This is a genomic window from Selenomonas sputigena (genome assembly GCF_026015965.1).
Taxonomy (GTDB): domain Bacteria; phylum Bacillota; class Negativicutes; order Selenomonadales; family Selenomonadaceae; genus Selenomonas.
Genome location: NZ_CP110383.1, coordinates 2238993 through 2254428 on the forward strand (window position 1 = coordinate 2238993; position 15436 = coordinate 2254428).

The following is a 15436-nucleotide window of genomic DNA, read 5'->3' on the forward strand; positions in this document are numbered from 1 at the left end:
AATAGCCTTTGTCAAAGCTGCGCCATGCACCGCCCTTGACTCATTTGGCAATGAGGACGGCGCATTTCGCCTCCTCCATGACCTCCTGGCTCACGCTGCCCAGCAGGAAACCTGTGACAGGAGAAAGCCCCCGGCCACCCATGATGATGAGATCGTGCCCGTTTGCCGCCGCGAATTCCACAATCTTGCGGGACGGCATGCCGACCACCACATGACTCTCGGCATCCAAGCCCGCGGGCAATTCCTTCCGCGCTTCTTCCAAGACCTCCTCGGCGGAAGATACGCCTTTCGCCATCACGCTCAAAGGAAGCCACGACGGATGATCGGGGTCGCCGTCGGTCTCCCTCTCGAAATAGGACACGAAGAGGATGTCGATATGCGCTCCGACCGGCTCTGCGAGCTTCACCGCCATCTCCAACGCCTTCTTGGAATGCAGCGAGCCGTCCACCGGCACGAGGAACTTCATCTTATCCTTCACCTTGGCACCTCCTTCCACCATGGTCTGTCTTTCTACCTGTATAGTTCGTGAAAGAGAAGGAAAATCCTCTCCCTTTTTAGAAATTTTTTGGAAATTTTTCGTTGATTTTCACTGATTTTCCTCTACACTCCAAAGCAAAAACCTGCCAATCGCACCCTTCGCGTGATATAATAGAAACGCAGACAAACGCGCTGATCCGGGGGGAATGCGTTGCATGAAACGCCCCTGCCCTTGACCATGCGCAGAACATGCGATTGAGCATGAATCTAGGAGGAATTCCATGAAGAAGAACTCACCGGCGAACGATATTTCCGCCATCCTGCAGGAAACGACCATTGCCGGCGTATATGAGGCGGCACGCACCCTGGACGGCGTGACGAAGAAAACGCAGCTCCTCGACAGCCCCTTTTTTTCCGCATTGAGCCAAAACGACGTCTATCTGAAGCCCGAGAATCTTCAGAACACCGGCTCGTTCAAGGTGCGCGGCGCCTACAACAAGATCGCTCATCTGACGGATGAGGAACGCTCCAAGGGCGTCATCACCTCGTCCGCCGGCAATCACGCGCAGGGCGTCGCGCTCGCTGCCCAGCGACTCGGCGTCAAAGCCGTCATCTGTATGCCCGCTACAACGCCTCTCCTCAAGGTCGAGGCGACGCGCTCCTACGGCGCTGAAGTCGTGCTTGCAGGCGACACCTTCGATGACGCCTACAAGCGCTCGCTCGAACTGCAGGCGGAGAAGGGCTATGTCTACGTCCATCCATTCAACGACCGCGACGTGCTCTTGGGGCAGGGAACGACGGCGCTCGAAATTATCGACGAACTCAAAGATGTCGACGCCATCCTCGTGCCCATCGGCGGCGGCGGCTTCGCCTCGGGCGTGGCATTCGCAACGAAATCCGTGCGCCCCGAGGTCAAAGTCATCGGCGTCGAGCCTATGGGCGCCGCCTGCATGGCCGCCTCCTTCAGCAGAGGGCAAGTCTCGACGCTGCCCTCTGTCGAGACGGTCGCCGATGGATGCGCCGTAAAGACGCCGGGCGACCTCACCTTCGCCTTCTGCCGCAAGTATCTCGACGACATCATCACCGTCTCCGAGATGGAGATCATGAGCGCCCTGCTCTTCCTCATCGAAAAGCACAAGCTCATCGCCGAGGGCGCGGGCGTCCTCTCGCTCGCGGCGCTCACACGGCTGCCCTTCCAAGGCAAGAAGGTCGTGTCCATCCTCTCGGGCGGCAACATCGACATCTCGACCATATCGGCGCTCATCAGCAAGTCCCTCATCGCGCGCGGCCGCATCTTCTGCTTCGCCGTGCAGCTGCCCGACAAGCCCGGCCAGCTCCTCAAAGTGGCAGAAATCGTCGCGCGTGAGCACGCCAACGTCATCAAACTCGTCCACAACCAGGCGAGCGTCACCGACAGCTTCCAGCAGGTGCAGCTCGAAGTCACCGTGGAGACGCACAACCGCGAGCATATCGAAAGACTGACCGCCGCCTTGGAAAAAGAGGGGCTGCCCGTCACAAAGATCTATTGACGCAGCTCCTTGAAAAACTTTCCTTTCTATGAAAACACGGACATTTGTGCGTGTAGCTTATGAAGGAGACTTTGCCTTATGGAAAATTACCTTGCGGCGCTCGCGACCCATACAGGCCCCCTGCTCGCCATCTTTTTCGCCGCCTTCCTGCAGGCGATCACGGGCTTCGGACTCGTCATCGTGGCGGCGCCCCTCTTGATGTTCTTCTACGATCCGAAGATCGTCGTGCCCGTCATGCTTCTTCTCGCATGCTCAGGCAACACCGTGCAGGCCTATTTGATGCGCAAGAAGGCGAACCTTCCTCTGATCGGTCACCTCGCAATCGGCGTCTTGCTCGGCATCCCCATCGGTTTTTTCGTCTTCGACTATGTATCGAGCGACACCTTAAAGGTCTGGATCAGCACCGTCGTCTTCCTCTCGCTCCTCATCATGCAGATCTCGCATCGTCACATCCCAGAATCAAGGCGCAACACGATCATCACGGGCATGTGCTCGGGCTTCTCCTCCATGACGACGGGCATGGCGGGACCGCCGTTCCTCATCTACCTCGCCTACACGAAAATGAGCGCCGAAACCTTCCGCGCCACATGCTTCGTCTTCTTCCTTTGCTGCAACTCGACGTCGCTCATCGGCTACCTGATCGGCGGACACCCGCTGACGGCTGCCGTCCACGAGTTCATCTACCTCCTTCCCGCCCTCGCCGCAGGACTTTCCCTCGGGCACGCGCTCGCGCGCTTCATCCCCACGAGCCTCTTGCGCCGCCTGATCTTCTTCGTCCTCTATGCCACTTGCATTTACACGATCTGGAGCGTCGTATCGAAGGGATAACCAAACGAAAAAAGAGCCGAGCTTTGACTCGACTCTTTTTTTGTTTACAGCTCAGAAATCAGAGATCCGCCTTCCAAAGGCCGTGCAGATTGCAGTACTCGTAGACCGCGACCGGCTCATCTCCCTCGGCGAGGAAGAAGACCGCCTCGGGCTTGTCCTCAGGCGTCAGATGACAGATCTGCGCTCCCTTCTTCGTCTCAAGGTGAATCCACGAGATCAGATGCTCCGGCGTCATCGGATGCGCGACCGATCCGACGACGACCGTAACCTTGCGCGCCGCCTTGTCGTACGTCGCTACGGGCACATGCTTCTCCTGCGCCGCATCCGTCGTGTTCGCCTTCAGTTCCTTCAGATCCTCGCCGCAGCAAGACAGCTTGCCGCCGCCGTCATGAATCAGACCGACGATATCTCCCGACTCCTTGCAAATGAAAAACCTCTTTGCCATAATATCTCCTCCTTCAAGATAAAAAATCCTGTTTATATTGTAGCATATCACATCTTCTACGGCTATATTTTTCTTGCATTCACAATTCCTTGTATCCAGGCGGCACTGGTGCAACGATGCTCACAAAGATGAAATCTTCCTCGCCTGTATTTCTCAGGCCGTGACACGTCCCCTTGCCCGTGATGATGAGGTCGCCTTTCTCGACGGGAACCTCCTTGCCAAGCTCCGGAAAGAATATACCCTTCCCCTGGATACAGACCCAGAAGTCATCACCAGCCGGATGCTCATGCGCCTTGACCTCCTGTCCAGGCTTCACGAGCCAGACCGAACCGCTCGTCGAATCCGTTGTGTAGAAGACCGTCTTTGTCGCCTTGTCGCCTGCCTTCGCCACCTCGTGAATCTTCCAATGACGCGTAGAAAAATCCTTGGTTACTTCCATCTTTTCCGAACCTCCTCTTTCTGCTTAAATAATCCTTCTATGTTTGGTATCGCCACAGATATAAACTGTCTTGATACAATATTGTAACATGTCTCATCTTCTACGGCTATATTTTTCTTGCATTCACAATTCCTTGTATCCAGGCGGCACTGGTGCAACGATGCTCACAAAGATGAAATCTTCCTCGCCTGTATTTCTCAGGCCGTGACACGTCCCCTTGCCCGTGATGATGAGGTCGCCTTTCTCGACGGGAACCTCCTTGCCAAGCTCCGGAAAGAATATACCCTTCCCCTGGATACAGACCCAGAAGTCATCACCAGCCGGATGCTCATGCGCCTTGACCTCCTGTCCAGGCTTCACGAGCCAGACCGAACCGCTCGTCGAATCCGTTGTGTAGAAGACCGTCTTTGTCGCCTTGTCGCCTGCCTTCGCCACCTCGTGAATCTTCCAATGACGCGTAGAAAAATCCTTGGTTACTTCCATCTTTTCCGAACCTCCTCTTTCTGCTTAAATAATCCCTCTATGTTTGGTATCGCCACAGATNCAGGCTTCACGAGCCAGACCGAACCGCTCGTCGAATCCGTTGTGTAGAAGACCGTCTTTGTCGCCTTGTCGCCTGCCTTCGCCACCTCGTGAATCTTCCAATGACGCGTAGAAAAATCCTTGGTTACTTCCATCTTTTCCGAACCTCCTCTTTCTGCTTAAATAATCCCTCTATGTTTGGTATCGCCACAGATATAAACTGTCTTGATACAAAAATGAATACGCTCACTGCAATGCCCTCTATAGATACGGCGCCGGATTCACAGGTTCACCGTGGATGCGGACTTCATAATGCACATGCGGCCCTGTAGAAAATCCCGTGCTGCCCATATAGGCGATGATCTGGCCGCGCCGCACATGCTGACCTGTGCGCACGACGATGGACTGCGCGTGTCCGTAACGCGTCATGATACCATTTCCATGATCGATGTCGACCTTGTTGCCATAGCCGCCGGCATTCCAGCCGGCGTCTGTCACCACGCCGTCGGCTGTCGCTACGATCGGCGTGCCGAAGTCGTTGGCGATGTCAATGCCCGGGTGGAAGTCCGAACCATTCCAACGCAAACCAAAGGGCGAACTGACCTCGCCGCGCGCAGGCCATATAGAAGGAATCGTGACGGAGATGCCGGTCAAGGCATAGGGCGTATTTCCATAAGGGAGAAGCGCGGCCATTTCCTGCTGCTGCGCCTCCAAAACCTGCTTGAGCTGCTGCAGGCTGGCACGGCGAACAGCCACGCGTTTCTCGATATTTTCAAGCGCCGCATCGACATTTTCCGCCTGCAGCTTTGTAATTGGTCCGCCCTGCCCGTCCTGTGCCCCTGCTGCAGCATCCGCTCCATCTGCAGGCGCTCCCGCCGTATCGGGCGCTGCAACTGTCCCCGACATGCGACGCAAGTCGTTTTCCATCTGTGTCAATTCATCCAATTCCTGCTGCAGGCCATCCGCTTTCTTGGAAAGCTGCAAAAGCTGCTCCTGCTGCATATTGCTGATCTGACGCATCTTTTCCAGTTCGGCGTCATCGCCCTTGACGAAAAATGTCGTATAGAGCGAATAGGACAGCGTCACACAGGAAATCAGCAAAACGACGACGAAAGAGATGATACCAATCTTCGCCATCTTTGCTGAAAGATGTATCGTATGAATGGTATCAGAAACATCGGGCACAATCTTGATGGTGAACCCATTTTCCTTATGCAAAAGCCCATCTCCAAACTGCACGGAAGACCCCTCTTCCATTGAACAAACTACACGCACAAACGTCCACTTTGTGGACATTGTGCGCCGCCCTTACATGAAAGAACCAATCAGTCTGCGCCCTCTGGGCTTGACTTCTTGGACTTTCATGGTAAACTTTCAGGACACATGTTCAGCCGTGAAGCAAAGCGGCAGGACTTGCTTCCACCGCCGCTTCTGACAACGGTGTCATCAAGGAGTCTCGCTGTACATATGTCCTCACGCCTTACAGAAGCCTAGCCGATCGGTCTGCGCCTTCGGCTTGACCTCTCGGGGCTTCATGGTAAACTTTCAGGACATATGTTCAGCCGTCATGCGAAGCGGCATGCGTTGCTTCACACCCGTTTCCTGCGACAGTTTCATCAAGGCGGCACGCTGTACATATGTCCTCACGCCTTACAGAAGCCTAGCCAATCGGTCTGCGCCTTCAGCTTGACCTCTTGGGGCTTCATGGTAAAACTTCCATTCTGCGCTATCGCTACTCCGGCCGCACGCTCATCGCCTTTTCGAGCGCTTCCGCCTCCTCACGCGTGAGCTTGTAACTCGAGCGTCCCGCCTCGATCGGCTTGACGTAGCTGCGCGAGTCCTCACGAGCGAAGATACTGGAAAAAATCACGCCGTTGTTGTGCGAATCCAACATGGCAACGGCATAGCTGAGATCGCTTCCCATATCGGCAAAAGCGCTGAAACGCACGATACCAATGCGCGTCGTAGCCGTCTGCAAAAGTGCATCCAAGCGCCTGTTTTCCTCCTTGAGCTTTCGGCTTTGTTCAGCGACTCCCTTCATTTCCTTGATATGCGCGAGCAGCATACTTTCAAGATTCGCACCCTCGACCCCCCGCATCATTTCCTGGTAGCGGCTCTTCATGCGTGATACGCTGTAAATCTGATAAATAACCAAAACCAAAAGTACAATGACCAAAACCAAAAGAAAAATCACCAGGAACGTCTCGTTGTTGCCCAAGAGTTCCGCCAGTTGTTTTGTATTCATCCCAATCATTTCTCCTCTATCCGCACGGGGAGGCTGCACGTCTCTCCCATCGTTTCTGCAGCTTTTGCCACGCCAAACAAAAGATGTTTCACGTGAAACATGATACCTCAGACCGTGAATCTTTCTCCTGCAGAAAACTGACGCAAGGCCGCTTTCTTGTCCTCCAGCAGCCGGTTCTTCTTCTCCAACAACGAATCAAGGATGCGATTCAAGTCTTCTTCCGAGGAAAAATCGATCTCTATGCGATTCTTCTTGCCTCGCGAACGAATGCGCACCTGCGTGCCAAAAAACATCTTGAGCTTGTCTTCCGCTTCCCGCAGGAAGATCTTTTCTGTCTCCCCAGGTGATTCTGCTTCCTTCGCTTCTGCTTTTTCTTCCGCATTTTTCTGCAGACGCTTCACTAGCTCTTCAGCCTGACGTGCCGAACATTCGCGCGCCATGATGATGTCCGCCGCCTCCCGCTGCAATGCAGCATTCGTCAGGACGACGAGCGGCCTTGCCTGCCCCATGCTCAAACTGCCGTTTGCCAAGTATTCCTGCACATGTACGTCGAGCTTCAAGAGCCGCATCATATTCGTAATATGGGAACGGCTTCTTCCCACGCGCTCCGCCAAAGCTTCCTGTGTAAGCCCGAAGTTCTGCAAAAGATTGCGATAGGCATTGGCCTCTTCAATCGCATTGAGATCCTCACGCTGCAAATTTTCAATCAGCGCAATCTCCGTGCTTGCCGCATCGCTCAAAGGACGGACAAGAGCCGGCACCGTTTCAAGACCGGCCAGTCTTGAAGCGCGAAAGCGACGCTCACCCGCAACAAGCTCATATCCCTTTCCTGCCGGAAGCTGTCGCACGAGAATCGGCTGCAGCACGCCATGCTGCACGATGGATTCCTTCAACTCATCCAGAGCGCTCTCATCAAACTCATGACGGGGTTGATACCGATTGGCTTGTATCTCGTGCAAGGGAATTTGCTGCACAGCGATACCATTCATTCCTTTTGGTATCACATCACTTGCTTCATCATCTTCTATAGCAGCTTGCTGTATTCTCCCGCTTCCTTGCGGATTCTCGTTTCCTGCACTTCTTTTTTCCGCTTCCTGTGGAGCTTCCGTACGCTTCTTTTCCTCAGCATCGGTATCAGATACTTGCGGGAGTTCTTGCTGCGATGCTTCGGGCGTTTTCAATTCTGTGGGAAAGAGTGCACCAAGCCCCTTGCCCAATGCCTGATGCTTCCTAGCTGTCACGCTCTATGACCTCCTTTGCCAAATCCATATAGACGATGGCTCCCTTGCAGTTTCTGTCATAGGCAATGATGGGCTGCCCATAGGACGGCGCCTCGCTCAAGCGCACGGTGCGCGGTATGACCGTCCGATACACCTTGCTGCCGAAATGCGTGCGCACCTCTTCAGCGACCTGAACCGAAAGATTGGTTCTTGAATCGAACATTGTCAGAAGAACGCCCTCGACTTCCAATGCAGGATTCAGATTGGTCTGAACCAATGTCATCGTATTCATCAACTGCGCCAAGCCCTCCAGAGCATAAAACTCGCATTGGATCGGCATCAAAACGGTATCTGCTGCTGTCAAAGCATTGAGAGTCAAGAGCCCCAAGGAAGGCGGGCAGTCGATCAAAATAAAGTCATACTGATCGCGCACAGCATCGACCGATCGCTTCAGACGATTCTCGCGTGAGATAGCAGCAACAAGCTCGATCTCCGCCCCCGCCAGTTCGATATTGGCCGGCAGAAGATCGACCTCGTAACCCGTATGAAGAACTGCCTTCTCTATGGCAAGGTTGTCAATCAACACTTGATATATCGTAATCGTTAAATCCGACTTATTGATACCAAATCCGCTCGTCGCATTCCCCTGCGGATCGGAGTCAATGAGCAATACACGTTTGCCGAGTATGGCAAGACCGGCGCTCAAATTTACCGATGTTGTCGTCTTTCCTACGCCGCCCTTTTGATTGGCGACTGCTATGATTTTCGCCACATTCTTTTCCTCCATAAGCTTTTCTTTTCCTATTATAGCATGATATACTGATGGGGGGAAGTTCTGCCCCATGAATAACTTCGATGTTTCACGTGAAACATTGGCTAGGAAGAAGGAATCTTATGCCCGTTTACAATAGCGTTTTGCTTGATATTGATGCAAAGGAAACGCGTCGCTATGCAGGATTGAACAAAGCCAAGGATTTCGATGAAAAACTCATCGAAGAAGCCTGCCTGGAAGCGCGTCTTCTCGCTGAGCCGCGCGGTATATGGCAAATGTACGACTATGATGCAGCCACTCAGACGGTACTCGCCGATCCGCCCTTCACCATGAAGGGGAAACTCATTGGCAAACATCTCGCCAAAGCACAGAAGGTCATCGTACTGTCGGCGAGCGTCGGCGATGCCATCGAGGAGCATGTGACGAAATACTTCGCCGATGGGCGCTACGCCTACTCCGTCATTCTCGATGCCGCCGCCACGGCGGCTGTCGAACAGGTAGCCGACGCGATGGAAAAAGCCATCGAGCCGAAGGTTGCGAAGGAAGGCTATACGATGCGCTGGCGTTTCAGCCCAGGCTACGGCGATTGGCCACTCGATCAGCAGCCCGAAATGGTACGTCTCGCCGAAAGTGAGAAAATCGGTGTACATCTCAGCGACGCCTCCATGCTCGTACCGCGCAAATCCATCACTGCCATCATCGGCCTCGTACCGCAGCAAAAAGAGAAGGAAGCGCATACACCGAACGGCTGCGCTGCCTGCGATAAGTTCGACTGCCCTTCGAGAAAAGTTCCTGCCGGCGAAAGTAAGAACTGAACCATATAGCAAGGACACCATCTTATTGATACCAAACATTAAGCAGGGCGAAAACCTATGATACCAAACCAAGGAGGATATTGATGATCCATATTTTTGACGGCGCGATGGGAACGATGCTGCAGGAAGGAGGCTTGAAGCCCGGCGGCTGCCCCGAGCTCATGAATCTCGAACAGCCCGATGTCGTGCAAAAGATCCACGAAGCCTATATCGAAGCTGGCGCCACGATGATCGAGACGAACACCTTCGGTGCTTCCGCTTTGAAGCTCGATCACTACGGTCTGGAAGACCGTGTAAAGGAAATCAATGAAGCAGCCGTAAAGATCGCACGCGAGGCTTCCAAAGGGCGTGCTAAAATTGTCGGCTCATTGGGGCCTACGGGGCGCTTCATCGTCCCTCTCGGCGATCTTGAATTTGAGGAGGCCTACCGAGCCTTCTACGAACAAGCGAAAGCGCTTGCCGATGCGGGCGCTGACTATCTGCTTTTTGAAACGTGCATTGACATACAGGAAATGCGTGCAGGCCTTCTGGCGGCAAAAGATGCGACAAGCCTTCCTATCATCTGCCAGCTCTCTTACAGCGAGGACGGGCGCACCGTCACGGGCACTGACCCGCAGACGGCCGCCATCACCTTGGAAGCACTCGGCGCCGACATCATCGGCGTAAACTGCTCGCTCGGCCCGCAGGAGCTCGTCCCCATCGTCAAGACTCTCGCAGAGAACTGCTCCGTTCCTATCAGCGTGCTGCCCAACGCTGGTATGCCACGATTGGAAAACGGCAGAACCATCTTCCCCATGGGGCCTGAGGAGTTCGCCTCATGGGGCGCAAAGCTCGTCGCTGCCGGTGCAACGTATCTCGGTGGCTGCTGCGGCACGACGCCCGCGCATATCAAAGCGCTCGCCGCTGCTGTCAAGAACTTGCCTCTCACCGAGCGCAAGAGCCCGGACAATCGCCTGCGCCTCACGAGCCGCAGCAAGACCGTCATCATCGACAAAGATCTCGCGACCACGCTGATCGGCGAGCGCATCAATCCGACGGGACGCAAGAAACTCGCCGAAGAAATCAAGAATGGTTCGCTCTTCTCCGTCAAGCGCGAGGCCATCGATCAGGTGCGTGCGGGAGCGCGCCTTCTCGATGTCAACATGGGTGTCGGCGGCATTGACCAAGTCAAGGCAATGCACGATGCCATTCGCGAGGTATCCCAAATCACCGATGCACCTCTCGCGATTGATACCAGTGATACCAAAACATTGGAAGCCGGACTCCGAGCATATCCGGGACGCGCTCTCATCAATTCCGTCAGCGCCGAAAAAGAGCGCATCGAAGAGTTCCTTCCGCTGGCGAAAAAGTACGGCGCGGCCATCCTCTGCCTGCCTATCACAGAGGACGGCGTGCCGAAGACAGCGGAAGATCGCATCAATGTCATCAACGGTATCATCAAAGAGGCAAAAAAGAATGGTCTCAAGGATGGGGACTTCCTGCTTGACGCCCTCGTCATGACCATATCGGCCGATCAAAATGCCTGCCTAGAAGTATTAAATACCTTGCGCCTCTACCGCAAGCATTTCGGCTATCCGGCCACGATGGGGCTTTCCAACATCTCTTTCGGCCTGCCGAACCGTCCTCTGATCAACAGCACCTTCTTCGCCATGTGCCTTGCCGCAGGGCTCGACGCGCCGATCATGAATCCCTATGACGAGAAGATGCAGGAAGCCCTGATGGCGAGCGCAGCACTCTTGGGAAAAGATCCGCGCGGCATCGACTTCAGCCGCAACGAAGTGAATCTCAAGACGCCGAAGAAAGCAGCCGAGGCCAAGCCTATGGAAGGCGATGTTCTAGCTGCCATCAAGCAAGCGGTCATCGACGGCGCTTCTGAGAGCATCGCCATGCTGACTGAGCGAGCGATCCGCGAAGGCCATTCCTCGAATGAGATCACAGAGAAGGCTCTGACGGCCGCCATGAACGATATCGGCATTGACTTCGGAGCAGGACGCGTCTTTCTGCCGCAAGTTCTTCTATCCGCCGAAGCAATGCGCGCTTCCTTCCAGAAGATCAAGGAACTTCTGCCCGCACAGCAGGAGGCGGACAGAGGAACAGTCGTCATGGCGACGGTCAAGGGCGATGTTCATGATCTCGGCAAAAACATCGTCTCCGCGCTCCTTTCAAACAGCGGCTTTAAGCTCATCGACCTCGGCAAGGATGTCGATGCTGATACCATTGTGCGCACAGCGCTCGAAAAGGAAGCCGACATCGTAGGGCTGAGCGCCTTGATGACAACGACCATGACACAGATTGACAAGGTCATCAAGAAACTGCGTGAAGCCGGTTCAGAGGCGAGAGTCATCGTCGGCGGCGCCGCCGTGACCGAAGACTATGCCACGAGCGCTGGCGCTGACGCCTATGCCAACGACGGTGTAAGCGCGGTCCAAATTGCCAAGGACTTCGTCGGCGAATAGAACGAGCATGTTTCACGTGAAACATGCAGCTATGGAAAAAGCACGATATTCCTGAACAATCAAATGCAACAAAAGCAATGTTTCACGTGAAACATCAAATACAAAAGAAGAAGCCTCCCGCAAAGGAGGCTTCTTCTTTTGTATTTATGCCAAAACCTTGGCAAGGCGCATGTATTCGGGATCGAGCTTCTTCTTGTTCGTCACGGCATCGTGCAAGTCGATGGCGACGACGTTGCCGCGATGGAAGCCGAAGACGACGTTAGAAAGACCCGAGAGAATCGCCAGAGCCGCCTTCTCGCCAAGCTGGCTCGCCTTCACGCGGTCGATGACGGACGGCGTACCGCCGCGCTGAATATGACCGAGAACCGAAACGCGCGTCTCAATATCCGTGTGCTCGGCGATAAAGTTGCCGACCTCTATGCCGCTTCCTGCACCCTCGGCGACGACGACGAGGATGTAACGCTTGCCCTTCTTATAAGCTTCCTTGATCTCGTTGCTGATTTCTTCAAGATCAAAATCCTCTTCGGGCACGAGGATGTACTCAGCACCGCCAGAAATACCGCTCATCAGCGCGAGCCAACCGCAATGCCGGCCCATGACCTCAAGGACAACGACGCGTCGATGCGCCGAAGCCGTATCGCGCAGCTTGTTGATGGCATCAATGATCGTATTCGCCGCCGTATCGCTGCCGATCGTATAGTCTGTACCCCAGACATCATTGTCAATCGTCCCCGGCAGCCCCACGATGGGAATGCCATGTTCTTCGCTCAAGAGCGACGCGCCGCGCAGACTGCCGTCGCCACCGATGATGACGAGTCCTTCGATGCCCCTCGCCTTGAGCTTCTCATACGCCTCTGCACGACCCTCGGGCGTCATGAAACGATGGCAGCGAGCCGTGCCGAGGAACGTGCCGCCGCGCTGGATGATGTCACCAACATCCTTTCGTTCCATCTTGAACATCTCACCGTCCAAGATGCCGCGATACCCGTTATGTATACCCCACACTTCTGCACCTTCAAAGAGCGCCGTGCGCACGACGGCGCGAGTCGTCGCATTCATGCCGGGGCTGTCGCCGCCGCTCGTCAAAACGCCGATACAATTCAACATCGTAAAATCCCTCCCATACCCATGACGAAGAAGCCTCGCTTCCTCAATCAAAGTGAAACCTTTTCTACATCATACCACATTAGAGCTAGGAAATAAACGTACTTGACAAAAAAGAAAAGGAATGATACATTGAAAATAAGCTGCATAACTGACGGAAGTGGATGACCACAAGGGAGTGCAGCAGGAAAAGCCGACCGTCTGGGCAGCCGCAATGGCTCACTATGCCCACGGTCTTTTTTGATTGCACAACAACTCATACAAAGGAGAGAATCTGATGAAAGAACTCGAATTGAAATACGGCTGCAATCCGAACCAGAAACCCTCTCGTGTTTATATGGAAAGTGGCGAACTTCCGTTCAAGGTCTTAAACGGAAAGCCCGGCTACATCAATCTGCTCGATGCCATGAACAGCTGGCAGCTCGTGCAGGAACTCAAGGAAGCGACCGGCCTTCCTGCAGCGGCATCCTTCAAGCATGTGAGCCCTGCAGGCGCCGCCGTCGCCGTTCCCCTGTCCGATGCACTGAAGCAAGCATACTTTGTCGAAGGGATCGAATTGTCTCCCGTTGCGACCGCCTACATCCGTGCGCGCGGCGCTGACCGCATGTCGTCGTACGGCGATTTCGTCGCTCTCTCCGACCCATGCGACGCCCAGACAGCTTCCTTCCTGCAGCGCGAGGTTTCCGACGGCATCATCGCGCCCGCCTATTCCGAAGCCGCCTTGGAGATTCTCAAGACGAAGCGCAAGGGAAGCTACCTCGTCATACAGATGGATCCTTCCTACGTTCCTGCAGAAAAGGAAACGAAGACCGTCTTCGGCGTGACCTTCGAGCAAAAGCGCAACGATGTCGCCATCACCGAAGACTGCCTGAAGGACGTCGTCACGAAAAATAAGGATCTGCCCGAAGAAGCCAAACGTGACCTTCTGCTCTCCCTCATCACCTTGAAGTACACCCAGTCCAACTCCGTTTGCTATGCCAAGGATGGGCAGGCAATTGGTATCGGCGCCGGCCAACAGTCACGCGTCCATTGCACGCGCCTCGCAGGAAATAAGGCCGATATTTGGTATCTGAGACAGAGCCCACAGGCTCTCTCCCTTCCCTTCAAAAGCGATGTGCGCCGCCCCGACCGCGACAATGCCATCGACGTCTACTTGTCCGACGAGTGCATGGATCTCCTCGGAACGGATGAATGGAAACGCATCTTTACGGAGAAACCTCCTGTATTCCTGTCCGATGAAAAAGCCAAGTGGCTCAAGACGGCAACGGGCGTCGCACTCGGTTCGGACGCTTTCTTCCCCTTCGGTGACAACATCGAACGCGCACATAAGAGCGGCGTTACCTACGTCGCCCAGAGCGGCGGATCAATTCGCGATGACAATGTTATTGAGACGGCAGATAAATACGGCATGTTCATGGCAATGACGCATATCCGCCTTTTCCATCATTGATACCAATACGAACCAAAGTATGCGAAAAGGCTGCTGCATGATGCAACAGCCTTTTCTTATGCCATCTATGGAATTTTACGCAACTTATCCACATTTTTATCCACATATGAACCAATTCATAGCGTATTTTGTGGATAAGTCTATATTAATCCCACAAGGCTCACAGTCCAATATTCAGCATATCAAGAACATCCGACGCAGAAGGAATCGCTACACCGCCGATGCTCGAAGAGCTTTTCGCCTTTTTCACAACAGCATGGTATATGTCATCTTCGACACTGCCCGGCACGAGATTTTCCCAATTCTGCGAGCTGTAAGGACGCTCCTTGATGGCGTTCGATGGCCTGCCTGTGACCTCTAACTCGCAGAGGAACTGAATCTGCTTGCTCTTTGGATTGAGGTAATAATGCTCCAAATAGTACTTCCCCGCCTTGGCATCCTCCTCATCGGAGAAACTGTTCGGCTTGAGCTTCACCCAGACGTCGATCATACGATCCTGACGATTCGGGATAGGAACATTGCGCACGCTTCGCGTGTCCATATAGTAAATGAACGATTCGTCGCGGAAGATTTCCTGGAAGCGATCCTTCTCCTTACTCTTCTTGTTCTTCGTCTTGACAGCATCCTTGCTTTCCTGCGCCGACGCTTCCGTCTTTTTTCCCTGCAAAGGAACTTTTGATTCATCGGCTTTCTTCTGTACGGACGGTTTCGTCTCCTCTTTCTTCTTGTTCGAGACAAGCGGCTTCTGCTCTTCCTCCCTCTTCTGTGGAACGGGTGTCACCGATGCTTTAGCCGCTTCTTCTATGGTTTTCTTAGTGTCGCTGTTCTCTGCTTTTTTATCCTCCTTTTTTACGGAGGTTTCCGCCTTCTTCTCCTGGAAGTCCTTTACCTCTTTCTTCTTTTCATCCTTCGCATTGCCATGCTCCTTGGCATTTTCCGCCTTCTTTTCCTGCTTCTCACCGGAATCTGCTGCTTTTTCTTGTGCGGCAAGATCCTCCATGCCGACATTGATGATATATGCCGAAGCTGTCGATCCAAACGTCAGACTGCCTGCTAAAAAAGTCATGCTTAGAGCAGCTGCCACCTTCTTCTTCCACACCGTAGAGCACCATCCTTTCAGAATCCTTCTCCTCT

15 protein-coding genes and 1 riboswitch are annotated in these 15436 nt (G+C 54.0%); of the genes, 5 read left to right on the plus strand and 10 right to left on the minus strand.

Features of this window, described 5'->3' with window-relative positions:
* Positions 1-40 precede the first annotated feature (40 nt).
* Entirely contained in the window at positions 41-478 is a 438-nt protein-coding gene (locus tag OL236_RS10770; protein ID WP_009645881.1) for a universal stress protein, read from the minus strand.
* 280 nt (positions 479-758) lie between these two features.
* Between OL236_RS10770 and ilvA the strand changes: the two genes are divergently transcribed.
* A complete protein-coding gene (gene ilvA, locus OL236_RS10775; RefSeq protein WP_009645863.1) occupies positions 759-2006 on the plus strand; it encodes a threonine ammonia-lyase in 1248 nt (415 codons plus the stop codon).
* A gap of 78 nt (positions 2007-2084) precedes the next feature.
* Positions 2085-2834, plus strand: coding sequence for a sulfite exporter TauE/SafE family protein (locus tag OL236_RS10780; protein WP_265070615.1), 750 nt, complete (start codon positions 2085-2087; stop codon positions 2832-2834).
* Between the two features lie 58 nt (positions 2835-2892).
* Here the strand turns inward: OL236_RS10780 and OL236_RS10785 are convergent, their stop codons facing one another.
* From OL236_RS10785 to OL236_RS10815, 7 genes are all read right to left on the minus strand, one after another.
* Complete coding sequence (locus OL236_RS10785; protein WP_009645875.1) at positions 2893-3279, minus strand: desulfoferrodoxin family protein; 387 nt, start codon at positions 3277-3279, stop codon at positions 2893-2895.
* Between the two features lie 79 nt (positions 3280-3358).
* Complete coding sequence (locus tag OL236_RS10790) at positions 3359-3718, minus strand: cupin domain-containing protein (RefSeq protein WP_006192606.1); 360 nt, start codon at positions 3716-3718, stop codon at positions 3359-3361.
* 123 nt (positions 3719-3841) lie between these two features.
* Positions 3842-4201, minus strand: coding sequence for a cupin domain-containing protein (locus OL236_RS10795; RefSeq protein ID WP_006192606.1), 360 nt, complete (start codon positions 4199-4201; stop codon positions 3842-3844).
* Between the two features lie 300 nt (positions 4202-4501).
* Entirely contained in the window at positions 4502-5536 is a 1035-nt protein-coding gene (locus OL236_RS10800) for a M23 family metallopeptidase (RefSeq protein WP_009645282.1), read from the minus strand.
* 436 nt (positions 5537-5972) lie between these two features.
* Positions 5973-6485 (minus strand): DUF4446 family protein, encoded by a 513-nt coding sequence (locus OL236_RS10805; protein WP_265070616.1) that lies wholly within the window; start codon positions 6483-6485, stop codon positions 5973-5975.
* A 107-nt stretch (positions 6486-6592) separates the two neighbouring features.
* A complete protein-coding gene (locus OL236_RS10810; RefSeq protein ID WP_265070617.1) occupies positions 6593-7474 on the minus strand; it encodes a ParB/RepB/Spo0J family partition protein in 882 nt (293 codons plus the stop codon).
* Between the two features lie 241 nt (positions 7475-7715).
* Entirely contained in the window at positions 7716-8492 is a 777-nt protein-coding gene (locus tag OL236_RS10815) for a ParA family protein (protein ID WP_294175781.1), read from the minus strand.
* Between the two features lie 107 nt (positions 8493-8599).
* Between OL236_RS10815 and OL236_RS10820 the strand changes: the two genes are divergently transcribed.
* Both OL236_RS10820 and OL236_RS10825 read left to right on the plus strand, forming a co-directional pair.
* Entirely contained in the window at positions 8600-9292 is a 693-nt protein-coding gene (locus OL236_RS10820; protein ID WP_294175782.1) for a methionine synthase, read from the plus strand.
* 83 nt (positions 9293-9375) lie between these two features.
* Entirely contained in the window at positions 9376-11748 is a 2373-nt protein-coding gene (locus OL236_RS10825) for a homocysteine S-methyltransferase family protein (protein ID WP_265070620.1), read from the plus strand.
* Between the two features lie 144 nt (positions 11749-11892).
* Here OL236_RS10825 and pfkA read toward each other — a convergent pair whose 3' ends face one another.
* Entirely contained in the window at positions 11893-12855 is a 963-nt protein-coding gene (gene pfkA, locus OL236_RS10830) for a 6-phosphofructokinase (RefSeq protein WP_009645374.1), read from the minus strand.
* A gap of 134 nt (positions 12856-12989) precedes the next feature.
* A riboswitch (ZMP/ZTP riboswitch) is annotated at positions 12990-13066 on the plus strand.
* A 63-nt stretch (positions 13067-13129) separates the two neighbouring features.
* Between pfkA and OL236_RS10835 the strand changes: the two genes are divergently transcribed.
* Positions 13130-14302 carry a phosphoribosylaminoimidazolecarboxamide formyltransferase gene (locus OL236_RS10835; protein ID WP_265070621.1) on the plus strand — a complete coding sequence of 391 codons (1173 nt, stop codon included), beginning with the start codon at positions 13130-13132 and terminating at the stop codon, positions 14300-14302.
* A 160-nt stretch (positions 14303-14462) separates the two neighbouring features.
* Here OL236_RS10835 and OL236_RS10840 read toward each other — a convergent pair whose 3' ends face one another.
* The gene (locus OL236_RS10840) at positions 14463-15368 is read right to left on the minus strand and encodes a head-tail adaptor protein (RefSeq protein WP_265070622.1); all 906 of its coding nucleotides are present in this window, start codon (positions 15366-15368) and stop codon (positions 14463-14465) included.
* Positions 15369-15436: the final 68 nt, after the last annotated feature.

Bases quoted from the DNA above. Each gene is read 5' to 3' on its own strand.
- ilvA (WP_009645863.1), top strand. From the start codon at position 759: ATGAAGAAGAACTCACCGGCGAACGATATTTCCGCCATCCTGCAGGAA.
- OL236_RS10780 (WP_265070615.1), top strand. From the start codon at position 2,085: ATGGAAAATTACCTTGCGGCGCTCGCGACCCATACAGGCCCCCTGCTC.
- OL236_RS10785 (WP_009645875.1), bottom strand. From the start codon at position 3,279: ATGGCAAAGAGGTTTTTCATTTGCAAGGAGTCGGGAGATATCGTCGGT.
- OL236_RS10790 (WP_006192606.1), bottom strand. From the start codon at position 3,718: ATGGAAGTAACCAAGGATTTTTCTACGCGTCATTGGAAGATTCACGAG.
- OL236_RS10795 (WP_006192606.1), bottom strand. From the start codon at position 4,201: ATGGAAGTAACCAAGGATTTTTCTACGCGTCATTGGAAGATTCACGAG.
- OL236_RS10800 (WP_009645282.1), bottom strand. From the start codon at position 5,536: ATGTCCACAAAGTGGACGTTTGTGCGTGTAGTTTGTTCAATGGAAGAG.
- OL236_RS10805 (WP_265070616.1), bottom strand. From the start codon at position 6,485: ATGAATACAAAACAACTGGCGGAACTCTTGGGCAACAACGAGACGTTC.
- OL236_RS10810 (WP_265070617.1), bottom strand. From the start codon at position 7,474: ATGAATGGTATCGCTGTGCAGCAAATTCCCTTGCACGAGATACAAGCC.
- OL236_RS10815 (WP_294175781.1), bottom strand. From the start codon at position 8,492: ATGGAGGAAAAGAATGTGGCGAAAATCATAGCAGTCGCCAATCAAAAG.
- OL236_RS10820 (WP_294175782.1), top strand. From the start codon at position 8,600: ATGCCCGTTTACAATAGCGTTTTGCTTGATATTGATGCAAAGGAAACG.
- OL236_RS10825 (WP_265070620.1), top strand. From the start codon at position 9,376: ATGATCCATATTTTTGACGGCGCGATGGGAACGATGCTGCAGGAAGGA.
- pfkA (WP_009645374.1), bottom strand. From the start codon at position 12,855: ATGTTGAATTGTATCGGCGTTTTGACGAGCGGCGGCGACAGCCCCGGC.
- OL236_RS10835 (WP_265070621.1), top strand. From the start codon at position 13,130: ATGAAAGAACTCGAATTGAAATACGGCTGCAATCCGAACCAGAAACCC.
- OL236_RS10840 (WP_265070622.1), bottom strand. From the start codon at position 15,368: ATGACTTTTTTAGCAGGCAGTCTGACGTTTGGATCGACAGCTTCGGCA.